A 21,389-nucleotide genomic window follows, 5' to 3' on the forward strand; every position below is an offset into this window, starting at 1 on the left:
CCGCAGAAGAGCGGCAGGACCCCATTGCCTACGGACACGCGGGGGGATTTAGTCGGGCTTCACAATGCAATGCCGGGCACTGTACAAAGGAATTGGCAATAGCCGATACTTTGCTCAATAACAGCCGGACAGTCGACATCTCTCCGACAACTCCGTGACGTCCGCGCACGTCATGACCGTTGATCGCAGAGGTGCCGCACGAAGGGACCGATATTCGTGGCGCAGCGTGTCGTGGTCACTCTCTTTGACGACATCGACGGCTCGGAAGCGGCGGAAACGATCGCCTTCGGACTCGACGGCAAGTCGTACGAGATCGACCTCAATCCAGCCAATGCCAAGGAACTGCGTAAGGCGCTCGAGCCGTACGTCGAGGCCGGCCGCAAGCAGTCGAAGTCCGGGAAGGCGTACACGCACACCGCGCTGACGCCCGACCCGGCCGCGGTCCGCGCCTGGGCCCGATCCAACAAGATGGACGTGCCGCCGCGTGGTCGGATCCCCAAGAAGGTCTACGAGGCGTTCGCCGAGGCGCACTGAGCCGGCCCCCGAGCCGGGTGCCGCGAGACCCCTCCACCGGACCCCTGGAACAACCGACTTGCGCTGACCCCCGCCGGATCAGCTAGAGTCTGGAACACGCCGAGGGGCCAGGCCGAAAAGCCGGAACCCCAGGGTCGTGCGGGTGTAGTTCAGTAGCAGAACATCCCCCTTCCAGGGGGAAGGCGCAGTGTGCAATTCCTGTCACCCGCTCTGCATCCCTTACCGATCGCGCTTGTTGATCAGGTAAGGTGGTGCTCGCGCCGATCGGTGGAAGCTGGTCGGAGGCAATGCGGACGTAGCTCAGTTGGTAGAGCGCAACCTTGCCAAGGTTGAGGTCGCGAGTTCGAGCCTCGTCGTCCGCTCCAGGAAGCAAAGACCCCGGTCAGTCGACCGGGGTCTTTCTCGTGTTCGTGTGTGCCGGCGTCTTCGCCCGGCCGCGGATGTCCGCACCGGTATCGATGTCCTCCCGCGTATCGCCTCCGTGTCCCCCTCCCCGCGTATCGCCGCCCGGTCGCGCCGGGACGCCGTCTGACATTTGTCATGCGGAGTGATGACAACCCGCACTGCTGCCGGAACCCGTCCGCCGGGACGCTGATTTCATGAACACGAACGAGCAGGACGACGTGATTGAGGTCACTGATCTGCGCCGTGTGTACGGGGGCGACGGAAGGGATTTCGAGGCGGTGCGCGGAGTCACCTTCTCCGTGGGCCGCGGTGAGCTCTTCGCCCTCCTCGGCACCAATGGCGCCGGCAAGACATCCACGGTCGAGCTGATCGAGGGTCTCGCTCCCCCGGCCGGCGGGCGCGTGCGGGTCCTCGGGCACGATCCGTACGCGGACCGGGCGGCTGTGCGCCCCCGTATCGGCGTGATGCTCCAGGAGGGCGGCTTCCCTTCCGAACTGACGGTCGCGGAGACCACGCGGATGTGGGCGGCCTGCACCAGCGGGGCCCGGCCCATGGAACAGGCGCTGGACAGGGTCGGTCTCGCGCACCGCTGCGACGTCCGTGTGAAGCAGTTGTCCGGCGGTGAGAAGCGGCGCCTGGACCTGGCACTCGCGCTCCTCGGCGGCCCCGAGGTCCTCTTCCTCGACGAGCCCACGACCGGACTCGACGTGGAAGGCCGCCGGAGCACCTGGGAGTTGGTCCGCGAACTGCGCGACAGCGGGACCACGGTCCTGCTGACCACCCACTACCTGGAAGAGGCGGAGGTGCTCGCCGACCGGCTGGCGATCCTCCACGAAGGACGCATCGCGGCCATCGGCACTCCGGCCGAGGTGACCGCCTCCCAGCCGTCGCACGTCTCCTTCGAGCTGCCCGACGGCTACTTCCCCGGCGACCTGCCCCCGCTGCCGGAACTCGGTGTGATCAGCCATGAGACGGCGGGCCGGGTGATCAGGCTGCGCACCGACGAGCTGCAGCGGACGGCCACCGCCCTGCTGGTGTGGGCAGAGCGGGCACGGGTCGAGCTGCGGGGGCTCGATGTGCGCTCGGCCTCCCTGGAGGAGGCGTTCCTGCGGATCGCGCGGGAGGCGGCGGCGCACGGCGCGAACGGGCCGAGGAGCGCGGAACCGGCCTCGGACGCCCGGAAGAAGGCCGGGCAGTCCCGGAAGGCGACGGCCTCGGACGCCCGGAACGACAGGACCGCCGCGAAAGCGCGGAAGAGGGGGACAGCGGCATGAGCGGAACGGCAGTCACCACCGGCGCCGGCACGGCCGGGACCACGGCCGCAGGACGGACGAGAGCACTGGCACGCGCCGAGCTGACGCTGCTGGGCCGCACCAAGGCGACCCTCGCCGCAGCGGTGTTCGTGCCGCTGGTCATGCCGTTCATGCTCCGCTCGACCGTCGACACGATGGATCTGAAGGGCACCGGACTCACCGTCGCATCGATCCTGCTCCCCTCCTCCATCGGCTTCTCGCTGCTCTTCGCCGTCTACAGCTCCCTGGTGAGCGTGTACGCGGCCCGCCGCGAAGAACTCGTCCTCAAGCGACTGCGCACCGGGGAGCTGCGGGACGTGGAGATCCTCGCGGGCGCCGCACTGCCCTCGGTCGCGATCGGTCTCGCCCAATGCCTGATCCTGACCGTCGCCTACCAGGTGACGCTCGGCGTCGGGGCGCCCAAGGAACCCCAACTCGTCCTGCTGGGGCTGCTGTCGGCGCTCGTCACCTGGCCGGCGCTCGCCGCCGTCACCGCGAGCTTCAGCAAGAGCGTCGAGGGCGCCCAGGTCGCGGCCACCCCCCTGACACTGGTGTCGCTGGTCGGCTCCGGGACCTTCATCCCCCTGGAGATGCTGCCCGGCGGCATGGCCCCGTTCTGCGAACTGCTGCCCCTCACCCCGGTGATCACCCTGATCCGCGGCGGCTGGACCGGGCACCTCTCCGCCCACGACACCGCGGGCGCTCTCTTCATGGCGGTGGCCTGGACCGTGATCGCGGTGTTTGCTGTACGACGGTGGTTCCGCTGGGAGCCGCGGCGGTGACCACGGACGCGGGGGTGGGCATGAGCAGGCCGTCCGGCTGGTGGCGGGGCAAGAGCACACCGGCGAAGGTCGAGACGTACACACGGTGGTCGTTCCACTTCTTCGCCCTGATCGAGGCCGCTTCGATCGGACTGCCCGTCTTCGGGAACGTGTCGACGGGACGGTCCTGGACGCTGTTCCTGCTGGTGTGCGGGCACTCCGTGTTCTGTGCGGTGACCGCCTCGCAGGCGCTGGACTGGACGCGCGGCACCCGGGAACAGCCCAGGCGGACGCTGCTCGCGCTGGCCGTGAGCACCTGCGCGGTGGCCGTCGTGGGTGCCGTCCTCTCCGGCACCCCCTGGCGCCCGGCGAGCGACGGCGAGTTCCTGGTCGCCTCCTCGGTACTCGTCGGCGTCACCGCGTTCGGCACGGGCACGGTCGCGCTCGGGACACGCGACAGGCGGCGCATGACGTACGCCGTGCTCGGCGCGGCCGCGGGGGCCGGCGCGCTCTCCTTGCCCCTCGGCTTCCCGGGCCCCGCCGCGCTGGTCACCGCCTTCCTGGCCCTGCTGACCGCCGGTTTCCTCACGTTCACCGCGGCCTTCTCCGTCTGGCTGCTCAACGCCGTCTACGAACTCGACGAGGCCCGCGAGACCCGCGCCCGGCTCGCCGTCGCCGAGGAACGGCTGCGCTTCGGCCGCGATCTGCACGACGTGATGGGCCGCAACCTCGCGGTGATCGCCCTCAAGAGCGAACTCGCCGTGCAGCTGGCCCGACGTGGACGGACCGAGGCCGTGGACCAGATGACCGAGGTGCAGCGGATCGCCCGGGAGTCCCAGCGGGAGGTGCGTGAAGTCGTACGCGGCTACCGCGATGCCGACCTGGCCAACGAACTGGCCGGCGCGCAGGGCGTGTTGACCGCGGCGGGCATCGACTGCGACATCACCGGCACCGCCGTGGAGCTGCCCGCGCAGGTCCAGTCGGCGCTCGGCTGGGTCGTCCGGGAGGCGACCACGAATGTGCTGCGGCACGGGGACGCCAAGAGGTGCGCGCTGTCCCTGCGGGTGACGGAGGAGCGGGTCACGCTCACCGTCGAGAACGACGGGGTGCCGGACGAGCCGGGACCGGGCCCCGGACCGGACGGCGACCCCGGGCGGAGAGGGACCGGGCTCGTGGGGCTGCGGGAGCGGTTGGGGGAGGTGGACGGGGTGCTGCGGGCCGGTGCGAGCGACGGAGTGTTCCGGCTGGCGGCGGAGGTACCGCTGCCGGCGTCCCCGGACAGAGACAGAGACAGACCCGGAGGCAGCCCCGGAGACAGTCCGGGAGACAGGAGCTCGGACTCGGGGAGCGACGAGACGCGGCGAGGATCGTCGCCCTCGTCCGTTCCGCACCAGGTGAGAGAGGCCACCCCATGACGACCGCACCGCCCGGCGCGGCGACGCCCGAGTCCCCCGTACGACTGCTGCTCGCCGACGACGAGCATCTGATCCGGGGAGCACTGGCCGCGCTGCTCGGGCTGGAGGACGACCTGGTCGTGGTGGCCGAGGCGGCGACCGGACCGGAGGCGCTGGCGATGGCGCGGGCGCATGTGCCCGATGTCGCCGTCCTGGATCTTCAGATGCCCGGAGCCGACGGTGTGAGCGTGGCCACATCCCTGCGGGCCGAACTGCCCGGCTGCCAGGTGCTGATCGTGACGAGTCACGGGCGGCCGGGCCATCTGAAGCGGGCGCTTGCGGCAGGTGTGCGCGGGTTCGTTCCGAAGACGGTCAGCGCGCGGCGACTCGCGGAGATCATCCGGACCGTGCACGCGGGAAACCGTTATGTGGACCCGGAGTTGGCCGCCGACGCGATCTCCGCCGGGGACTCGCCACTGACCGCGCGCGAGGCCGAGGTGCTCGAATTCGCCGCCGACGGGGCGCCCGTGGCGGAGATCGCGGAGCGGGCCGCGCTGTCCCAGGGGACCGTACGGAACTACCTGTCGTCGGCCGCCTCCAAGCTGGGTGCGGAGAACCGCCACGCGGCCGTGCGTCTCGCTCGGGAGCGAGGTTGGGTATAGTGGCTGTCGCGCCACGGCGCATGCGGACGTAGCTCAGTTGGTAGAGCGCAACCTTGCCAAGGTTGAGGTCGCCAGTTCGAACCTGGTCGTCCGCTCCAAAAAGAAGCCCCCGGCCTGTGGTCGGGGGCTTCTTCGTGTGCTCCGGCCGGGACGGGACATCCTTCGGACCGTCGGCTCGGCTGGCTGCCGGGCCCGGCCGGTGGCCGGGCCCGGGGTGGGGTCAGGACCAGCTGAGGCCCGTCAGGCGCTCGTACGCCTCGATGTACTTGGCGCGGGTGGCCTCGACGACGTGCTCGGGCAGGGCGGGCGGCGGCTGCTCGCTCTTGCGGTCCCAGCCCGACTCCGCGGAGGTCAGCCAGTCGCGGACGTACTGCTTGTCGAACGACGGCTGCGCGTGGCCCGGCTCCCACGCGTCGGCGGGCCAGAAGCGCGAGGAGTCCGGGGTCAGCACCTCGTCGGCGAGGACGAGCGTGTCGCCCTCGTAGCCGAACTCGAACTTGGTGTCCGCGAGGATGATGCCCCGGTCGCGGGCGATGTCGCGGGCGCGGCTGTAGACGGCGAGGGTCGCCTGGCGCAGCTCGGCGGCTGTGTCGGGGCCGACCTGACGGGCGACCTCCTCGTACGACACGTTCTCGTCGTGCTCGCCGACCGCGGCCTTGGTCGCGGGGGTGAAGATCGGCGCGGGGAGTTCCGAGCCGTCGACGAGGCCCTCGGGGAGCGCGAGGCCGCAGACCGTGCGGGACTCGTTGTACTCGACGAGGCCCGAGCCGGTCAGATAGCCGCGGGCGACGCATTCGACGGGAGCCATCCGCAGGGACTTGCAGATCAGGGTGCGGCCGGCCCAGTCGGCCGGGGCGCCCGGCGGGAGTTCGGTGCTCAGCACATGGTTGGGCGCCAGTTCGGAGAGCTGGTCGAACCACCACAGGGAGAGCTGGGTGAGCGTGCGGCCCTTGTCGGGGATCTCGGTGGGGAGAACCCAGTCGTAGGCGGAGATGCGGTCGCTGGCGACCATCACGAGGTCGCCCGCCTCGTTCTGGTACAGGTCGCGCACCTTGCCGGTGTGCAGATGTACCAGACCCGGCACCTGGAGGGGCTCGGGCTTTTCGACGAATCCGGACACGGTTCCTCCCCGTGGTTATGTCCAACTGCCTCGATTCTCCCGTATGGGGCGAGCGGGTTTGGACAGGGGGCGTGATGAGCGGGTGCGGGGGCCCGCGGTGCGGGTGTGTCGCGAGGCGCCCCGGCGGGGCTTCCCCGGTCCTGTCTCAGTCGTGTTTGCAGATGCGGTCGAGGAGATTGGCCGTCGCCCGCTGGATACGGGGGTCGACGTGGCCGGGGCGGTCGAGGGCCGGAGACCACGCGAACGTTCCGGATGCGAAGACCAGGGCGCCGGACGGGGCCCGGTAGAGCGAGGTCTCCTGATGGCGGAGGGTGCCCTCGCTGTCCGGGTACGGGGAGTGCGCGAGCAGGATCCGGTCCTGGTGCTCCGGCAGCGGGGTGCGCGGGAAGTAACGGTCCGCCTCACCGGCGACCATGCCTGCCAGTTCCTCACCGTCGTGCGCGCCGGTCGCCTCCCACAGCCAGTGGTCGGCGTTGCGCACGATGAGGGGGTGCGGCTCGGGAACCCGTCCCGCGTACTGGATGCCGATGAGCTGCTGCTCCGGGCGGTCGATCTCCCGCCACAGGGCGGGCCTGCCCGGACCCCGGCGTTTGCGGCAGGTCAGCAGCCGGTCGGCGACGCCCGACGGGGACGGCCCCAACTCCACCTGCCAGTACATGGTGTTGGCGGAGAGGAAGACGAGCGAGGTGCCGTGTTCGCGGGCGAGTTCCGCGGTGCGGCGCATCTGCGGCGACCAGTACTCGTCGTGGCCCGGGAAGACCAGACCGCGGTAGCGGGTGGGGTCGACGCGGCCGGCGTGCAGATCACGGGCGTCGGCGTAGGCGAGGTCGTAACCGTAACGTTCCGCCCAGCGGATGAAGTCGTAGGCGTGCCCCACATGGAGGGGGAGACCCGCGCCCGCGTACGGGCGGTCGAACGAGACGGTCGTCGCGGCGTCGGCCTCGCCGAGCAGTCGGCCGTTCTCGTCCCACGCGTGGTAGAGGCTGGCGCCGGTGTGGCCGTCCTCCGGGTACAGGTTGTACGCCTGCCAGGTGATGTCCGGGAGCAGCAGGAGCAGGTCGGCCGTCTGGTGGTTGCGGACGGTGAAAGGAACGTGGGAGCGGTAGCCGTCGACGGTGGTGAGGACGGCGACATAGGCGCCGACGCTCCAGTAGGAAGGAATCTGCAGGCGCCAGGACAGCCACCAGTGATGGCAGGAGACGGTGCGGTCGGCGGTGAGCGGCGGCGGCTGGACGATGCCGGAGAGCCGGGGGCTCGTGGTGATCTTGCTGGCGCCGTCGCCGCCGTAGTGGCCGATGCGGTAGATGTCGACGCTGAACTCCTGCGGCGGGTCGACCGTGACATGGAAGTCGATGGACTCGCCGGGGGCGGCGGCACCCGTGGTGGTGAAGCCCTTGATCTGGCGGTGGACGTCGTCCGCGGAACGGGGACCTCCGGGACCGGTGCGCGCGCGGGTGCCTGAGGTGGAGCGCGGGGCCGGGATCCGGGAGGGCTCGGTCGCCGGGTGGGGCGCCTGGGGCGCGTCGGTGTCCAGGTACCACGGGACGACATGGCCCGTGTCGTCGAAATAGGTCTCACTGCCGCGGAGCCAGGGAACGGGGCCCTGGCCGAAGGGATCCGTGACGGCGTGCGCGAGTGCTCCCGACTCCCAGCGGCGGATCTGCTCCGACCCCATGCCTGCTCCCCTCCCTCGTGCCCCCGTCGTACTGGTAAGCCCTTGCGCTGTGTGCGATCGGTCCCAGCACATCACATTACGCACGCAGTCCGTCACCGTTCGTCGCGAATTGGCGTGAGTGGAACGGATGGCTCCGCCTGGGCCGAGCCGACTGCGAGTGGTTGGGGCCGGGTGGGGCCGGGTGGACGGTCGTCAGACCAGGCGGACCGGTTTCTCCGGGCGGACGCCGAGATGGCGGAGCCAGTCCCGCAGGGGCGTGGGGTCCCCGGTCTCTATGAGGGTGAGGACCCGGGGGCCGAGGTCGGCGGCCCGTTCACCGGCGACGAGGAGGGACGGGCCGTCCAGCCAGTCGAGTCCGGGGGCCGCCCCGGCGGTGTCCATCGCGGCGCAGCAGACCATCGCCGTGACATGGTCGGCCAGCAGCTCACGACCGGTCCTGGGTGGCTGGAGGGGGAACAGCGGAAGCATCCGGTCGTCCCAGAGGGCGTGGTCGGGGCCCTGTTGCTCGGCACCTCCGGAGGGCGGGGGCGCCGCCGGGGCGGACGCCTCCTCGCGGGCCACTTCCGCGGTGAGCCCGGCCGCGAGGGCCGCCGACCGCTCGTTCCCCACGGCGAGGTCCGGATCGTCGCTCTCGGCGATCCCCATCTCCCCGTACGCGTCCGTGCGGTGGACCGCGAGGGCGGCTCCGGGGTCCCGATCCGGGGCAGGAGTGGCTCCCGGCGGTGCGGACAGGTGGTCCAGCACGCGGGCCAGGGTCGGTCCGTCCGCCTCGGGCAGCGCGGGGTCGGCGGGGTGCCGGACGCCGAGCGCGTCCAGGACACGGTGGAGTCGGGCCGCGTCGGTGCGCCACTTGCGGTCGACGACCTCGTCCGGATAGTCCTGCCAGTCGACCGGCGCCCAGTCGGGGCCGGCCTCGGCGGGACCGCCGTGGAACAGCCGGGCGGCGAGCAGCGAGGCCGCCTCGTCCACCGTGCCGGGCTCTTCGAGCAGGTCGCAGGCGGGGCGTTCACCGAGACGGGAGGTGAAGCCCTCGGCCAGCCGGTCGCGGCGGGACAGTTCGGTCAGCGCGGCGACGACGCCGACGTCCAGCCTGGAGGGCCAGCGGCCCATCCGCCAGGCGGGCAGTGCGACGCGGGTCAGCAGGCGGTCCCAGCCCGCGTACGCCAGACCCACCTGTTCCTGGGCGACGATCCGCACGCCGTAGTCCACAGCCTGTGCGCGCTCGGCCGCCGCGGACGCCACCCCTCGCTCCATCTCGGCCGCATGGACCCGGCAGCTGCGCAGCAGGAGACGGGTCACCCAGCCCACACCGGCCAGGACCGTGCGGGACAGCGGGCCGTGCCCGGGGGCCGAGGTCACGGCCACGGCCGCGTCCAGACCCCTGACGAAACGGCGGGCCGCAGCTATGTCCGGGTGCGCCGACGGGCCCGTACCGGCGACGACCGGGGCGAGGACCGCCCGCAGCTCGCCGACCCGCATCCACCACAGGAAGGGGGAACCGATGACGAGGACGGGGGCGGCGGAGACCCGGCGGGCTCGGTTCGTCAGCGCGGGGACCGGGTGGCCCGCGACCAGACTTCCGCGTCGGCCGTCCGGGCCGGCCGGCTCGTCCACGCCGCCCGACGAGAACCGGCGGTGCGCCCGGTGGGTGCGGTCCTCCAGCCAGCTGTCGCAGTCGGGAGTGAGCGCTATCGCCGACGGGGCCGGAACGTCGAGACGGTCGGCCAGGTCACGGACCATCCGATAGAGATCGGGGGCCGAATCCTCGGAGATCGGGACCGTGGGGCTCATCGCCGGCCTGGAGCGGGCCACGACCAGCGCGATGCCCGCCGCCGCGACAAGGGCGACAACGGCGAGGACCGTCACGATCCACCGCGCGATCCCCCAGGGCCTGCCGGTGATGCGGCCGGTGGAGCCACCGACGAGCAGCACGACGGCCACGGCCGCGGGCAGCAGGGCGACGGCCAGCGCCCTGCTGCGGACGCGCAGCACAGCGAGAGCCCGGGAGCGCGCGGTCTGCGCGCCCACCTCCACACCCATACCGGTCACGACCGGACGTCACCCCCTATTGTCCGCCGGGCCCCGACCTTTTCACGGCCGGTGCCGACGGATGCCCTGGCGTTGGTCACTCCCCCACTGTGGCACCCGCCACCGACATCGCAATGCCGGTGGGCCAAGTGCCGGAATGCTTTCGCCGCACCCTAGTTGGGGCCCCGGCCCCAGTCAGCCGGATAGGCCATCGGTCACTCGATGGAATGGCTCTGGGGAAAGGTGGATGACGGGGGGCCCTGGGCGGGCCCCCGGTTCCGTACAGAAACCCGCAGGTGAAAGGGTCCGTGCGCAACGTGACAAAGCCCCGGATTCCGTACGGAACCCGGGGCTCGGTGATGCTATGGGGGATCTGGGGCTATGCCTCGGCCGCCGCCTTCGCCGCGATGTCCGTGCGGTGCTGCGAACCCTCCAGGCCGATGCGGGCGACCGCCGCGTAGGCGCGCTCGCGGGCCTCGGAGAGGCTGGATCCGATCGCTGTGACGGACAGCACACGGCCGCCCGCGCTCACCACCGCTCCGCCCTCGTGCCGGGTGCCGGCGTGCAGGACGTACGCGTGCGGGGCGTCCTCGGCGGCCACCGCGTCGAGCCCGGTGATCGGGTCGCCGGTGCGCGGGGTGTCCGGGTAGTTGTGCGAGGCCACGACCACGGTGACCGCCGCGTTCTCGCTCCAGCGCAGTGGTTCCAGATCGGCGAGAGTGCCGTTCGCGGACGCCAGCAGGACACCGGCCAGCGGGGTCTTCAGACGGGCGAGGACCACCTGGGTCTCGGGGTCGCCGAAGCGGGCGTTGAACTCGATGACCCGCACGCCACGGCTGGTGATCGCCAGACCTGCGTACAGAAGTCCGGAGAACGGTGTGCCGCGGCGGCGCAGTTCGTCGACGGTCGGCTGGAGGACGGTCTCCATGACCTCATCGACGAGCTTCGGGTCCGCCCAGGGCAGCGGCGAGTAAGCGCCCATGCCGCCGGTGTTCGGGCCTTCGTCGCCGTCCAGCGCGCGCTTGAAGTCCTGGGCGGGCTGGAGCGGGACGACGGTCGTGCCGTCGGTGATCGCGAAGAGGGAGACCTCGGGGCCGTCGAGGAATTCCTCGATGACGACGCGGTCGCAGGCGTTGGCGTGCGCGCGCGCCGCGTCGAGGTCGTCGGTCACGACGACGCCCTTGCCGGCCGCCAGTCCGTCGTCCTTCACGACGTACGGCGCTCCGAACGCGTCGAGCGCCTCCTCGACCTCCTCCGGCGTCGTGCAGACGTACGAGCGTGCCGTGGGGACGCCGGCACCCGCCATCACGTCTTTCGCGAACGCCTTGGAGCCCTCCAGCTGCGCGGCCTCCCCGGAGGGGCCGAAGCAGGGGATGCCCGCCGCGCGCACGGCGTCGGCGACACCGGCGACCAGCGGGGCCTCCGGGCCCACGATCACCAGTTCGGCGCCGAGCTCCGTGGCCAGCGCGGCCACGGCGGCGCCGTCGAGGGCGTCGACCGCGTGCAGTTCCGCCACCTCCGCGATCCCGGCGTTCCCGGGAGCGCAGTACAGGGCGGTGACGTCGGGGTCGAGGGACAGGGAGCGGCACAGGGCGTGTTCGCGGGCGCCACCACCGATGACAAGGACCTTCACGGGGGTCAGCCTAGCCTCCGCACGAGGGTGCCCTTGTGGGGGCTTCCGAAGCGGAGGGGGTACGGCGCTGGTGCGATCCTCCAAGAGACGCCTCCGATCGACGCCGTCCCCGATGCGCCGGGCGGTGTGATCAGGAGGTGCTTCGAGGGGGCTTGCGAGGCGCTTCGGGCGCTTCGCTTGTGGAGGCCGCGGGCTCTCGCGGGGAATGTTCCTGGACGCGATGGGCCGCGCGCCGAGGCCGGCTCCGGGATCGGCGGCGGCCGACACCCGACCACCCTCCCGAAACCCGCTCAAGCAGCGGTCCGAGTGGCGCGGGATGCAACAGGAGCCGGTTGCCGGAGGCACTACCCGAGGCGCAGGTGCACGGAGGCGCTGGCCGAGGGGCGAGGCTCAGCTGCACGAAGGCGCGAGGCTCAGGTGCAAGGAGGCGCTAACCGAGGCGCGAGGCCCAGCGGCAAGGAGGCCCTGGCCCAGGCGCACGGCTCAGCCGCACGCAAGCGCTAACCGAGGCGCAAGGCCCAGCCGCCGCAAGCGCTGGCCCAGGCGCACGCAAGCGCTAACCGAGGCGCAAGGCCCAGCCGCCGCAAGCGCTAACCGAGGCTCGGATGAACCGGGGGGCGCGTCCGTGGCTCCGATGGACCGGGAGGCGGCGTCCGAGGCTCCGATTAACCGGGAGGCGGCGTCCGCAGCTCCGACGAACTGGTGGGCGACTCCTCGTGCACCGGGAGCCGGCGCCGGGCCGGCCCTGTCATTCGTTCGAGAACTCCTCGACCACCGTCGCCCCGAGCTCGCGGACGATCAGCTCGTGGCCGGAGAGGGCGGACTCGTCCAGGTCGGGGTCGTCGTCCTCGGGGGTGTCGTCCTCGGGGGCGACCGGCGGCGGCTCGTACGACGGGGCCGGGGCCGACGCGTGCGCGGACATGCCCTGGCCCTGGGGACGGCCCCCGGACGGGCCGGACTGCTGGGCCGAGGGCCCGGAGGCCGGAGCGGACGGCTGCTGAGGCGCGGGGCGCTGGCCGGCGGGAGCCCCGCCGTAACCACCGGCGCCACCGCCACCACCGCTGCCGCTTCCGTAGCCGCCGCCGGCGCTGCCGCCCCCGCCGTAACCGCCTCCGCCGCCGAACCCGCCGCCCGCCGGAGCGGCCGGCGGTGCCGAGCCGCCCGAGGCGTCCACGATGGCCTCGACCTTCCACTGCACGTTGAACTGCTCCGCGAGCGCCTGCCGCAGCACATCCTCGCTGCCGCTGCTCGCGAAGTTGTCCCGTGCCCCGGCGTTGACGAAGCCGATCTGCAGGGTCGTACCGTCGAAGGCCGTGACCTGCGCGTTCTGGCTCAGCAGGATCCAGGTGAACCGGCGGCGGTTCTTCACCGCCTCCAGGATGTTCGGCCACAGCACGCGGGGGTCGAGACCGCCCGCGGCCGGTGGCGCGGCCGGAGCGGGAGCCTGGGGCGCTCCGTGAGCGGCCGCAGGAGGAGCGGGGGCGGCGGCGGGCGCCGGTGCGGACTGCGCCGGAGCCGGGCCGCTTCCCGCGGGCGCCGCCGTGGGCCAGCCGCCGGGGCGCCGGCCACTGCCGGCGGCGGTCGCGGTGGGCCAGGCACCGGGCGCGGCCCCCGCGGGAGCACCGGCCGGGGCCGCGGGCTGCTCGGGCGCCACGGGAGCGTACGAAGGCGCACTTGTCGGGGCCGGAGCCGTGACGGACGCCGCGGGTGCCACAGGCTCGACGGGAGCGGAGGTCCCGGGTACTGCTCCCGGCACGGCTCCGGCACCCTCACCGGCTCCCGCCGGTCCCGCTCCCGGCCCTGCGCCGTGTCCCGCTCCCCGGGCCGCGGCACGGGCCGCCGCGGGACCGCCCCCGGGAGGAACCGCCGCCCCGGCCTGCGGGACCGGCACCGCGCCGTGCACCTCGGGTCCGGGCACGTAACCCATGGCGGGCGCCGCTCCACCGCCGGAGAAGTTCACCCCGCGCTCGATACGGTCGAGGCGGGCCATGACGGACCGCTCGTCCCCGTAGGCGGCGGGCAGCAGGACGCGCGCGCAGATGAGTTCGAGCTGGAGGCGCGGCGAGGTGGCTCCACGCATTTCCGTGAGCCCGTCGTTGACGAGGTCGGCGGCGCGGCTCAGCTCGGCGGCGCCGAAGACCCCGGCCTGCGCCTGCATGCGCTCCACGACCTCGACCGGGGCGTCGATGAGCCCCTTCTCCGCCGCGTCCGGGACTGCCGCCAGGATCACCAGGTCCCGCAGCCGCTCCAGCAGGTCGGCGACGAATCGCCGCGGGTCGTTACCGCCTTCGATGACGGTGTCCACCACTTCGAACGCGGCGGCTCCGTCCCCCGCCGCGAACGCCTCGACGACGGCGTCCAGCAGCGAGCCTTCCGTGTACCCGAGCAGTGAGGTCGCCATGGCGTACGTCACACCGGCCTCGGCGGCACCCGCGAGCAGCTGGTCCATCACGGACATGGAGTCACGCACGGACCCCGCGCCCGCCCGTACGACCAGGGGGAGCACGCCGTCCTCGACGGGGATCCCCTCCTGCCCGCAGACCTCGCCCAGGTACTCGCGCAGGGTGCCCGGCGGCACCAGCCGGAACGGGTAGTGGTGGGTCCGCGACCGGATCGTCCCGATGACCTTCTCGGGCTCGGTCGTGGCGAAGATGAACTTGAGGTGCTCCGGGGGTTCCTCGACGACCTTCAGCAGCGCGTTGAAACCGGCCGACGTGACCATGTGGGCCTCGTCGATGATGTAGATCTTGTACCGGCTGCTCGCGGGCCCGAAGAAGGCCTTTTCCCGCAGGTCACGGGCGTCGTCCACACCACCGTGCGAAGCCGCGTCGATCTCGATGACGTCGATGGAGCCCCGGCCGTTGCGGGCCAGGTCCTGACAGGACTGGCACTCCCCGCACGGGGTCGGTGTGGGCCCCTGCTCACAGTTCAGGCAGCGGGCGAGGATGCGCGCGCTCGTGGTCTTGCCGCACCCGCGCGGACCGCTGAACAGGTACGCGTGATTGACCCGGTTGTTCCGCAGGGCCTGCTGCAACGGGTCGGTGACATGCTCCTGCCCAATGACCTCGGCGAACGACTCCGGGCGATAGCGGCGGTACAGCGCGAGAGACGACACGTCTACGAGGTTATAGGCGCCCACTGACAACACGGACCGCCCTGAGCGCATCCCGGGCGCGACCCCGGCCGCATCCGGTCCCCGGCCGGCCCCAGAGCCGCCCCAGCAGGCCTCCAGCGGCCGTCCCGGAAACGCAAGCGCCCCCCACGCACCCGCCAGAGCCAACCTACCCTTGCTGCCTTCCGGCCCTGGGGGAGTTCAGTCAGATAGCGCCACGTGAGGGGCTCCGCAAAGAGTACAGGATGCTGGGGGTGGGGAACGAGTTCGCGAGCACTCCTCAACGTCTTGTATTGTTTGCCCCGGAGGATTCGCCTAGTGGCCTAGGGCGCACGCTTGGAAAGCGTGTTGGGGGCAACCCCTCACGAGTTCGAATCTCGTATCCTCCGCCAGTGCCTCACCGGGCACGATGTCGAAGGGCCCCGCTGCTTGCAGCGGGGCCCTTCTTCGTTGGCCGTCTCAGTTTCCGTCTCAGTTGGATTTTTCTTGGGCTCCGGGCAGCTCCCAGAGCGCCTGCCCGACCTGCTGCGCGACTTTCCGGAGCATCGGTCCCGTGACGTGCATGTACCGAGCGCGCATCCGAGCCGCTCCCCCGGGCTCCCATCCCATGATCGCGTCGACCACGACGTCCGGAACGCCAAGGATCAAGAGCACGGTCGCCGCCGTGTGGCGAGCGTCATGAAGACGTCCGTCCCGAACCCCCGCATCCCTGAGAAGCCGCTTCCACACGTGGAAGTCCGTGTTCGGGCTCAGCGGTCCACCGATCGGTGAGGCGAAGACGTACCCCTTGCCCTCCCAGTCCGCACCGGCCGCGATCCGCTCGCGCTCCTGGACCTCTCGGTGCTGCCGGAGAATCTTGATCAGCGGATCGGGCAGACCGATCGTGCGGCGTCCCGCCCGCGACTTCGTGGACTTGTGCTCACGCCGGGTCTGCTGCCGCTTCGGGCAGTAGCCCGCCTTCCGACCGCACGGGCTGTCCTCGCAGCCGTGCGCGTATTTGGGCCGAAGTCTGTTCTTCCGGATGCGGACGTATCCCGCGTCCAGGTCGACGTCCTCCCAGTGGAGCCCGAGTGCTTCCCCTTGCCGAAGCCCCAGCGCCAGGGCTACGACCCAACGCGCGCTGTTGCGGAGTTTGGCCGCCTCGACGAGCAGGCTCTGTACCTCCTCGATGGTGAACGGCTCGATGTCCTCCTCTTCGAGCCGTGGAGCCTTCGCGATCTCCGCAGGGTTGTTGGGTACGTGCCCGCGCCGTACAGCCTCGCTGAGGGCCGTACGGACCGTGCGGTGCACGTGGTGAGCAGTGCCCGCCGCACTGCCGGCGCCCTGCATCTTTTGGTAGAAGCGCTCCAGGTGCTCGGGCTCCAGCCGCTCAAGCCGATGGGCGCCCAGGCCCGGGACCAGGTGCACGCGGACGTCCACCTCGTACCCGGCATACGTGTTCTCGGAGACGTACGGCTTGGCAATGTTCTCGACCCAGTGCTCAAGCCAGTTCTGGACGGTCCATCCCTTGCCGGGCTTCCGGAGCTTCTTGTCGTCCCGGGCCCGCTCCATCTCGCGGACGGCCTTGGTCACCTCGGCCTTGGTCTTGCGCTCGATGTGGCGGCGGTCGGGCTTGCCGTCATCCTTGACACCGACCGTCACTCGACCGTGCCATTTCCCGTCCTTACCGAGGTAGATCGATGAGGCGCCATTGGGCTGCCGGGTGCGCTTCTCTCCTGACATGCGAACCCCTCTCAGGCCGCGTGAGCGGGTCGGTGGCGGAGCTTGGAGACGTAGGCCGGCACGGCATCGACGGGAACCCGGCGGAGCCGACCGACGGTGACGGACTCGATCTCTCCCGAGAGGACGAGCCGAAAGCACGTCGTCCGGCCGATTCGAAGCCGTCGGGCCGCCTCCTCCACGGTCAGCAGGACCAAGGACGGGTCGGGCTCGTAGGAATCAGCCATGGGTGGTCCCTTCCTCCGCATCTTGGGAAGCGGGTTGCGAGGGCCGAATCTGGGCGAGCCACGACTCGGCGTCGGTCAGGCCGGTGCCGGCGAAGCGCCAGTGGGAGAGGACGAGAACGGTGTCCGGGGCGGGCAGCGGGTGGCCCGCCTCGGCGGCGCGTTCGCGGGTCTCGGCTTCGTTGTGGTCGGCGCGTTCCTGGCGAAGGGCACCGAGGGTGACGGAGTAGGCGCGGGACTTGGTGGAGAAGTGACCACGGAAGCCGAGCATGTGGGCCCACTTGCGCAGGCGCAGTTCTTCGAGCTCCGACAGGCCTCCGAGGCGCCAGCAGGTGAGGATCATCTGCCGGGCGTGGTCGGTGACTTCGGCGCCGATGAGATCGGTGATGGGGTTTCGGATCGGGCGGTCGAGCGTGCCTGTCGCGCTTTCGGCGCCTTTCGTTGCGTACTTGGCGATGTACGCGGCGACGGCACGGCTGCTCAAGTTGGTGGCGCCGGTGAAGTCGGCGGACTGGATGGGGCGGACGTCAAGCTGTTCGCCGAAGCGGAAGGTGTGAGCGCGGCCGTCCAGGGCCGGGCCGGGTGTCTCGGCGAGGGCGGCGGCCGAGCGGATGGCGTCGGTGAGGAGTTCGGTGGTGGCCCAGGTCGGCGGGGTGTCCTCGGCTCCGTCCGGGCCGTCGAGGCGGATCACGGCATGGAAGTGGACGGCGCCCCGTCGCTGATACTCGGCGACCTTGGCGTACGACACCTTCAGGCGGTCGCGTAGCTCCGAACGGCCGATGCCCACGCGAGACGCAAGCTGCTGGCGGAGGTACGTGACGAAGCGGGCCCATAAGGCACCGGCGTGGGCGTTCCACAGGACGGCGGCGCGGTAGTCGTAGCGGTCCGCATCCAGAGGGGTGCCGAGAACGGCGTCGCCGTCCGCGTGCAGGCGTCCACAGCGGCAGCGCCCGCCACCGGGCCGGTTGTGGACGGGGCCGAAGGACGGTGCGGTGAAGGTGGCGAAGACGCGGGGGTGTTCGGCGACCGCGGGACCGATGCCCTTGCCGCCGCTCAGGCCGGCGGTGACGAGGTGGAAGGTGTCCCGGCGGTAGACCTCGGCGCAGGCGGCACAGCGGGTTGCGCGTCGGTTGTTGCAGCGGATGAGGAGTTGCCCGGCGGGAAGGTCGCGGTCGACGATCTCTCGGACGATTTCGCCAGTGGCGGCGAGGATGTCCAGGCGACGCCCCTCCATCCGTACGGGCAGCTCGCAGCCGCCGAGTCGTTGGATCTGGTGCGCGTACGTGCTGAGGTCGCCGTGATGGGCGAGGGCCGCCAGTTGGCGGACGGCTCCGGTCGGAGCCTCGGGACGCATGTGCGGGTTCCTCCTTGAGGGAACTGGATTCGAGACGAACACCTGGCCCGTCCAGGGGGCTAGACACCGTGGGCATGCCAGTGCGCGGAAGAGATAGAAGTCAGCGGCGGTCGCTCTTGAGGATTGAGCGGATGGTGACGGCGCAGACGGCCACGGAGGCGGCGGTGATCGCGACGGCGAGAAGCATGGAGACCAGGACGGCCCCCACGACCAGGACGACGGCGGAGCCTCCCACCACGAGGGTCAGCGCGCTCCCCGGGGTGAGCTGCACGGCAGGACGGTTCGAAGCCCCCGCCGCTGTGGGAGCAGGCGCCGCAGCACTCTGGAAGGGAACCGGGCTGTGGACGGTCGAGGGCGGCGCGGCAGGTACCGGAGCGGTGTCCATGGGCGGGTACTTGGGCTTGAACATGGGGCGGATTCCCTTCCGTGCGGTTGCGTTACTTGAGGGCGGGGTCGATGGCGGGGGCGAGGAAGCTCCCGGCGGCGAGGTAGCCGCCGAGGAGGAGCACGACGACGAGCCACCACGGTGGGCGGACGAGCCGGACCCCGAGGGCCCCGACGACGAGGAGGGCGAGCCAGAGCGGGACGTGCATGGCTGTCGTCTCCTGTCAGGCGCGGCAGCGGTGGATGCGGGCGGCGAGTTCGGCGGCGGCGCGGCTGTCGTACTCGGCGGAGAAGTCGCAGTGCGGGGCGGTGCAGGCGGCCACGTGTCGGCTTCGGCCCCTGGAGAGGTACGAGGCGACCTGGACGGGGCCGATGCGGCGGACGTCGCGGAAGCGCGGGTTCATGGCGGGCGTCTCCCTGGTCAGAGGTGCGCGGCGACGGCCGGCGTCATGGACGCGGGCAGGCCGAGCCGGGCACGGATGGTGTCGGGATCGGCGGGTTCACCGGTCCTGGAGTGGAGCTCTCGGGCGAGCGCTTGGGCACGGTCGACGAGGGCGGGCGGGAGGTGGACGGTCGAGGCGGGCGCCGGTGCCGGGCCCGGGTCGGCCGCGGGCTCCAGGACCGGGACGGGGTCCGGATCGGTCGCACCGCTTGCTGCCGGTTCGGAGAGTGCGGAAGTCGGGGTCGAGGCCACCAAGTCCCCCGCCTCGGATACAGCCGACGCGCGGTCGACGGAATCCGGGGCACGGGGTGTGTGGGCCAGCAGGGTGCCGCCGAAGAAGGCGACGGCCGGCCAGCCCGCGACGACCACGCGGAGCAGGGCGGGAACGTGGGCCAGGTCGAGGAGTCCGGCGGTGGCGATGTTCGCGCCGAGGGACGCGGCAAGGGCGACCAGGAACCACAGCCGCGGCCCGCCGGAGGGGAGCCCCGAGCGCTGCTGTTCGCGCATGCGCCGCCAAGCGGCGACCAAGAGCAGGTCGACGGAGACCGGATAGGCCCACGCCTTCCAACCGCCCTGTCCAGCCGCTTCGGCCAGGTCGTGCAAGTGCGAGAAGGACAGGGCGCCCGCGATGACGGCTTGAATGATCACGGCGTCCACACGGGCCGAGAAGACACGCATTGGCGCGGACTCCTTCCGGTTCGAGGCATGGGAGAGGTAGGGACACGGCGCCAGGCAGTCACGCCGACCGAGGTGGAAAGGGCTGTTACTCGATCACCGGGCGCGCGGCGGACACGGCAGCGGTCGAGGGCGACGGCTTGTCGGTGGCCAGGGCTGCGTGCGGCCGGAAGGCGGCGAGGCGGGGCAGGGCCGGGACCAGGTCCGCGGTGGCACGGCAGACGGCTGCGGCGTCGTCCAGCGTGAGGTGCGGTGAGCGGGCACGAGACCAGCCGCCCGAGGAGTCACCCACGACAGCCACGCCGGGTCGGTCGGCGGGAATTCCGGTCGCGGCGAGCGCGGCTTCCGTGGAAATGTCAGCAAGGGCCATGTTCGCGGAGGACTCGTCGTTGACTCGGTGGCATACGCGGCCGGTGAGCTGGGCCCGCAGCATGGTGGCGCCCTTGCCGAGTTCGGAGCCGAAGCGCTGTCCGCACACCTCCAGGTAGATGCCCGCGGCACGGCCGAGCTGGGCGATGCGGATCAGCTTGGTGACCATGGCGTCCCGACGTTTCTCGTCATCACGGCTCGCGGCGAGGAAGAGTTCCGCCACCTCGTCGACGACGACCACGATCGGTACGGGCCGCACCGCATCGGGCAGGCCCCACACGTCGGACGTGAGCACGGCGTCCGGGCCCGCTCCGGAGGTGACGCCGATCAGCCGGAACCGTTCCTCCATCTCCTCCAAGAGCACGTCCAGGAGTTCGTTCGCACGGTCCGAAGTGTCGGCCAGCGCGGACAACCGGGGGGCGAACGGCGCCAGTTCGACGCCCCACTTGCAGTCGATGCCGACGAGGACGACCCGTTGCCGGGCCAGACCGCACAGCAGGTTGCGCAGGTAGACGGACTTGCCCGACTGGGTGGCGCCGAGGATCAGTTCGTGCGGCACCGTTCGGAAGTCCCGCACGTGCCAGCTCCCGTCGTCCCGCAGGGCGAGAGGCAGTGTCAGCGGTCCGCCAGAGAGCCGGCGCCGGGCGGGACGCACATTGGCGAGTACGTCCCATCCGATGAGCCGTAGTTCGAGGCGTCCCGGCTTGGTCGGGCGGATGTGGACGGCGTGCGCAGCCCAGGCGTGGCGCAGCCGGTCAGCGGAGGCCATGAAGTCCTCCGGCGCCTGTCCGGTCGCCATACGCAGTCGCATCACGAGCCCAGAGCCTGTGGGCAGGGGAAGTGACCGGCGCGGCGGGACGGGCGCCGCCTCCCGCCCCATCATCCGGGCCGTTGCCCGCCGTACAGCCGAAGCCGGGACGGTCAGGCCGCACGCATCCATGGTGGCGCGGTACGTGGTGAGCACCCGCAGCGCGACGACCGGATAACCGATGAGCCACCAGAAGACGACCGGTAACCGGCGCCGCAGTACCTGCAAGATCACGGCCAGGGTCACCAGCGCCAGGAGCAGTGTCCACACGGGGTCGGTCATGGCGCTCAGCCCTGCACCGGGGCAGGGACGTTGGCCATGACGGCATCGGCCCGGTAGGCGATCCCGTGCCGGGCGCGACCGCCGAACTCGCTCTCCCACGGCCGTGCGACCAGGCCGGAAAGGATCACCGGCGTACCCATGACCAGACCCTCGCCGACGCCCTTGGCGGGCACGGTCACCTTGACCATGTCCGAGCCACCCTGGGCGATGAACACCACCTCCAGCACCATCAACCGGTCGTTGGTCACCGGGTCCACGGCGATCTCGCCCGTCTGCCGGTCCTTCACCTTCACCTCGGGCAGCTTGGTGACAAGCAGCGTCGCGGCCGAAGTGTCCACGGGAATGACACGCATTCTGTTGACCTCACTGTGTCTGTGACGCCGCTTCCGACGTCACCTTGATTGGATACCCCCCTAGACAGCAAAAGGAGGGAACCGCCCCGATCGTCTAGGGGGGTTGACGACAACAGTAAGCCGACAGCCCGTCAACTGTCTAGGGGGGTATACGAGATGTCTG

Annotated in this window: 19 protein-coding genes, 4 tRNA genes and 1 other RNA gene; 9 read left to right on the forward strand and 15 right to left on the reverse strand. The window is 71.3% G+C overall.

The window, feature by feature from the left end; translation table 11 throughout:
• Nucleotides 1-216 precede the first annotated feature (216 nt).
• The 8 genes from ACZ4N5_RS00240 (at nt 217) to ACZ4N5_RS00275 (ending at nt 5,146) form a co-directional block, all read left to right on the forward strand.
• Complete coding sequence (locus ACZ4N5_RS00240; RefSeq protein ID WP_401329398.1) at nt 217-534, forward strand: histone-like nucleoid-structuring protein Lsr2; 318 nt, start codon at nt 217-219, stop codon at nt 532-534.
• 138 nt (nt 535-672) lie between these two features.
• Nucleotides 673-744 (forward strand) — tRNA-Gly (locus ACZ4N5_RS00245).
• Nucleotides 745-823: 79 nt separating this feature from the next.
• A tRNA-Gly gene (locus ACZ4N5_RS00250) sits at nt 824-899 on the forward strand.
• 234 nt (nt 900-1,133) lie between these two features.
• Entirely contained in the window at nt 1,134-2,213 is a 1,080-nt protein-coding gene (locus ACZ4N5_RS00255) for an ABC transporter ATP-binding protein (protein WP_467754922.1), read from the forward strand.
• Complete coding sequence (locus ACZ4N5_RS00260) at nt 2,210-3,013, forward strand: ABC transporter permease (RefSeq protein ID WP_467754923.1); 804 nt, start codon at nt 2,210-2,212, stop codon at nt 3,011-3,013. Before ACZ4N5_RS00255 ends, ACZ4N5_RS00260 begins: the two co-directional genes overlap by 4 nt.
• Before the next feature lie 20 nt (nt 3,014-3,033).
• Nucleotides 3,034-4,407, forward strand: a complete 1,374-nt coding sequence (locus ACZ4N5_RS00265) for a sensor histidine kinase (protein ID WP_467755371.1) — start codon at nt 3,034-3,036, stop codon at nt 4,405-4,407.
• The gene (locus ACZ4N5_RS00270; RefSeq protein ID WP_467754924.1) at nt 4,404-5,048 is read left to right on the forward strand and encodes a response regulator; all 645 of its coding nucleotides are present in this window, start codon (nt 4,404-4,406) and stop codon (nt 5,046-5,048) included. The genes ACZ4N5_RS00265 and ACZ4N5_RS00270 overlap by 4 nt, the downstream gene beginning before the upstream one ends.
• A gap of 22 nt (nt 5,049-5,070) precedes the next feature.
• A tRNA-Gly gene (locus ACZ4N5_RS00275) sits at nt 5,071-5,146 on the forward strand.
• Between the two features lie 122 nt (nt 5,147-5,268).
• On the opposite strand, the gene ACZ4N5_RS00280 is transcribed toward ACZ4N5_RS00275, so the two are convergent.
• The 6 genes from ACZ4N5_RS00280 to ffs form a co-directional block, all read right to left on the reverse strand.
• Nucleotides 5,269-6,168, reverse strand: coding sequence for a phosphoribosylaminoimidazolesuccinocarboxamide synthase (locus ACZ4N5_RS00280; RefSeq protein WP_467754925.1), 900 nt, complete (start codon nt 6,166-6,168; stop codon nt 5,269-5,271).
• A 145-nt stretch (nt 6,169-6,313) separates the two neighbouring features.
• Nucleotides 6,314-7,843 carry a N,N-dimethylformamidase beta subunit family domain-containing protein gene (locus tag ACZ4N5_RS00285; protein WP_467754926.1) on the reverse strand — a complete coding sequence of 510 codons (1,530 nt, stop codon included), beginning with the start codon at nt 7,841-7,843 and terminating at the stop codon, nt 6,314-6,316.
• Between the two features lie 192 nt (nt 7,844-8,035).
• On the reverse strand, nt 8,036-9,883 hold the full coding sequence (locus ACZ4N5_RS00290; protein ID WP_467755372.1) for a hypothetical protein: 1,848 nt from the start codon (nt 9,881-9,883) through the stop codon (nt 8,036-8,038).
• Between the two features lie 367 nt (nt 9,884-10,250).
• A complete protein-coding gene (gene purD, locus ACZ4N5_RS00295; RefSeq protein WP_467754927.1) occupies nt 10,251-11,504 on the reverse strand; it encodes a phosphoribosylamine--glycine ligase in 1,254 nt (417 codons plus the stop codon).
• Nucleotides 11,505-12,252: 748 nt separating this feature from the next.
• On the reverse strand, nt 12,253-14,619 hold the full coding sequence (locus tag ACZ4N5_RS00300) for a DNA polymerase III subunit gamma and tau (RefSeq protein WP_467754928.1): 2,367 nt from the start codon (nt 14,617-14,619) through the stop codon (nt 12,253-12,255).
• Between the two features lie 130 nt (nt 14,620-14,749).
• Nucleotides 14,750-14,848: signal recognition particle sRNA small type (gene ffs / locus ACZ4N5_RS00305), an RNA gene on the reverse strand.
• Nucleotides 14,849-14,920: 72 nt separating this feature from the next.
• On the opposite strand from ffs, the gene ACZ4N5_RS00310 reads away from it, so the two are divergent.
• Nucleotides 14,921-15,008, forward strand: a tRNA-Ser gene (locus ACZ4N5_RS00310).
• A gap of 79 nt (nt 15,009-15,087) precedes the next feature.
• On the opposite strand, the gene ACZ4N5_RS00315 is transcribed toward ACZ4N5_RS00310, so the two are convergent.
• The 9 genes from ACZ4N5_RS00315 to ACZ4N5_RS00355 form a co-directional block, all read right to left on the reverse strand.
• Entirely contained in the window at nt 15,088-16,338 is a 1,251-nt protein-coding gene (locus ACZ4N5_RS00315; protein ID WP_467754929.1) for a tyrosine-type recombinase/integrase, read from the reverse strand.
• An 11-nt stretch (nt 16,339-16,349) separates the two neighbouring features.
• Entirely contained in the window at nt 16,350-16,562 is a 213-nt protein-coding gene (locus tag ACZ4N5_RS00320) for an excisionase family DNA-binding protein (protein WP_467754930.1), read from the reverse strand.
• The gene (locus ACZ4N5_RS00325; RefSeq protein WP_467754931.1) at nt 16,555-17,913 is read right to left on the reverse strand and encodes a replication initiator; all 1,359 of its coding nucleotides are present in this window, start codon (nt 17,911-17,913) and stop codon (nt 16,555-16,557) included. Before ACZ4N5_RS00325 ends, ACZ4N5_RS00320 begins: the two co-directional genes overlap by 8 nt.
• 100 nt (nt 17,914-18,013) lie before the next feature.
• Entirely contained in the window at nt 18,014-18,322 is a 309-nt protein-coding gene (locus ACZ4N5_RS00330; protein ID WP_467754932.1) for a SpdD protein, read from the reverse strand.
• A gap of 28 nt (nt 18,323-18,350) precedes the next feature.
• Complete coding sequence (locus tag ACZ4N5_RS00335; protein ID WP_467754933.1) at nt 18,351-18,506, reverse strand: hypothetical protein; 156 nt, start codon at nt 18,504-18,506, stop codon at nt 18,351-18,353.
• A gap of 15 nt (nt 18,507-18,521) precedes the next feature.
• On the reverse strand, nt 18,522-18,701 hold the full coding sequence (locus ACZ4N5_RS00340) for a mobile element transfer protein (protein ID WP_467754934.1): 180 nt from the start codon (nt 18,699-18,701) through the stop codon (nt 18,522-18,524).
• Between the two features lie 17 nt (nt 18,702-18,718).
• Nucleotides 18,719-19,417, reverse strand: a complete 699-nt coding sequence (locus ACZ4N5_RS00345; protein WP_467754935.1) for a DUF2637 domain-containing protein — start codon at nt 19,415-19,417, stop codon at nt 18,719-18,721.
• 85 nt (nt 19,418-19,502) lie between these two features.
• Nucleotides 19,503-20,873, reverse strand: coding sequence for an FtsK/SpoIIIE domain-containing protein (locus tag ACZ4N5_RS00350; protein WP_467754936.1), 1,371 nt, complete (start codon nt 20,871-20,873; stop codon nt 19,503-19,505).
• A 5-nt stretch (nt 20,874-20,878) separates the two neighbouring features.
• A complete protein-coding gene (locus tag ACZ4N5_RS00355; RefSeq protein WP_406838142.1) occupies nt 20,879-21,226 on the reverse strand; it encodes an SCO3933 family regulatory protein in 348 nt (115 codons plus the stop codon).
• Nucleotides 21,227-21,389 lie beyond the last annotated feature (163 nt).

This window comes from Streptomyces sp. NPDC026500 (assembly GCF_055567635.1).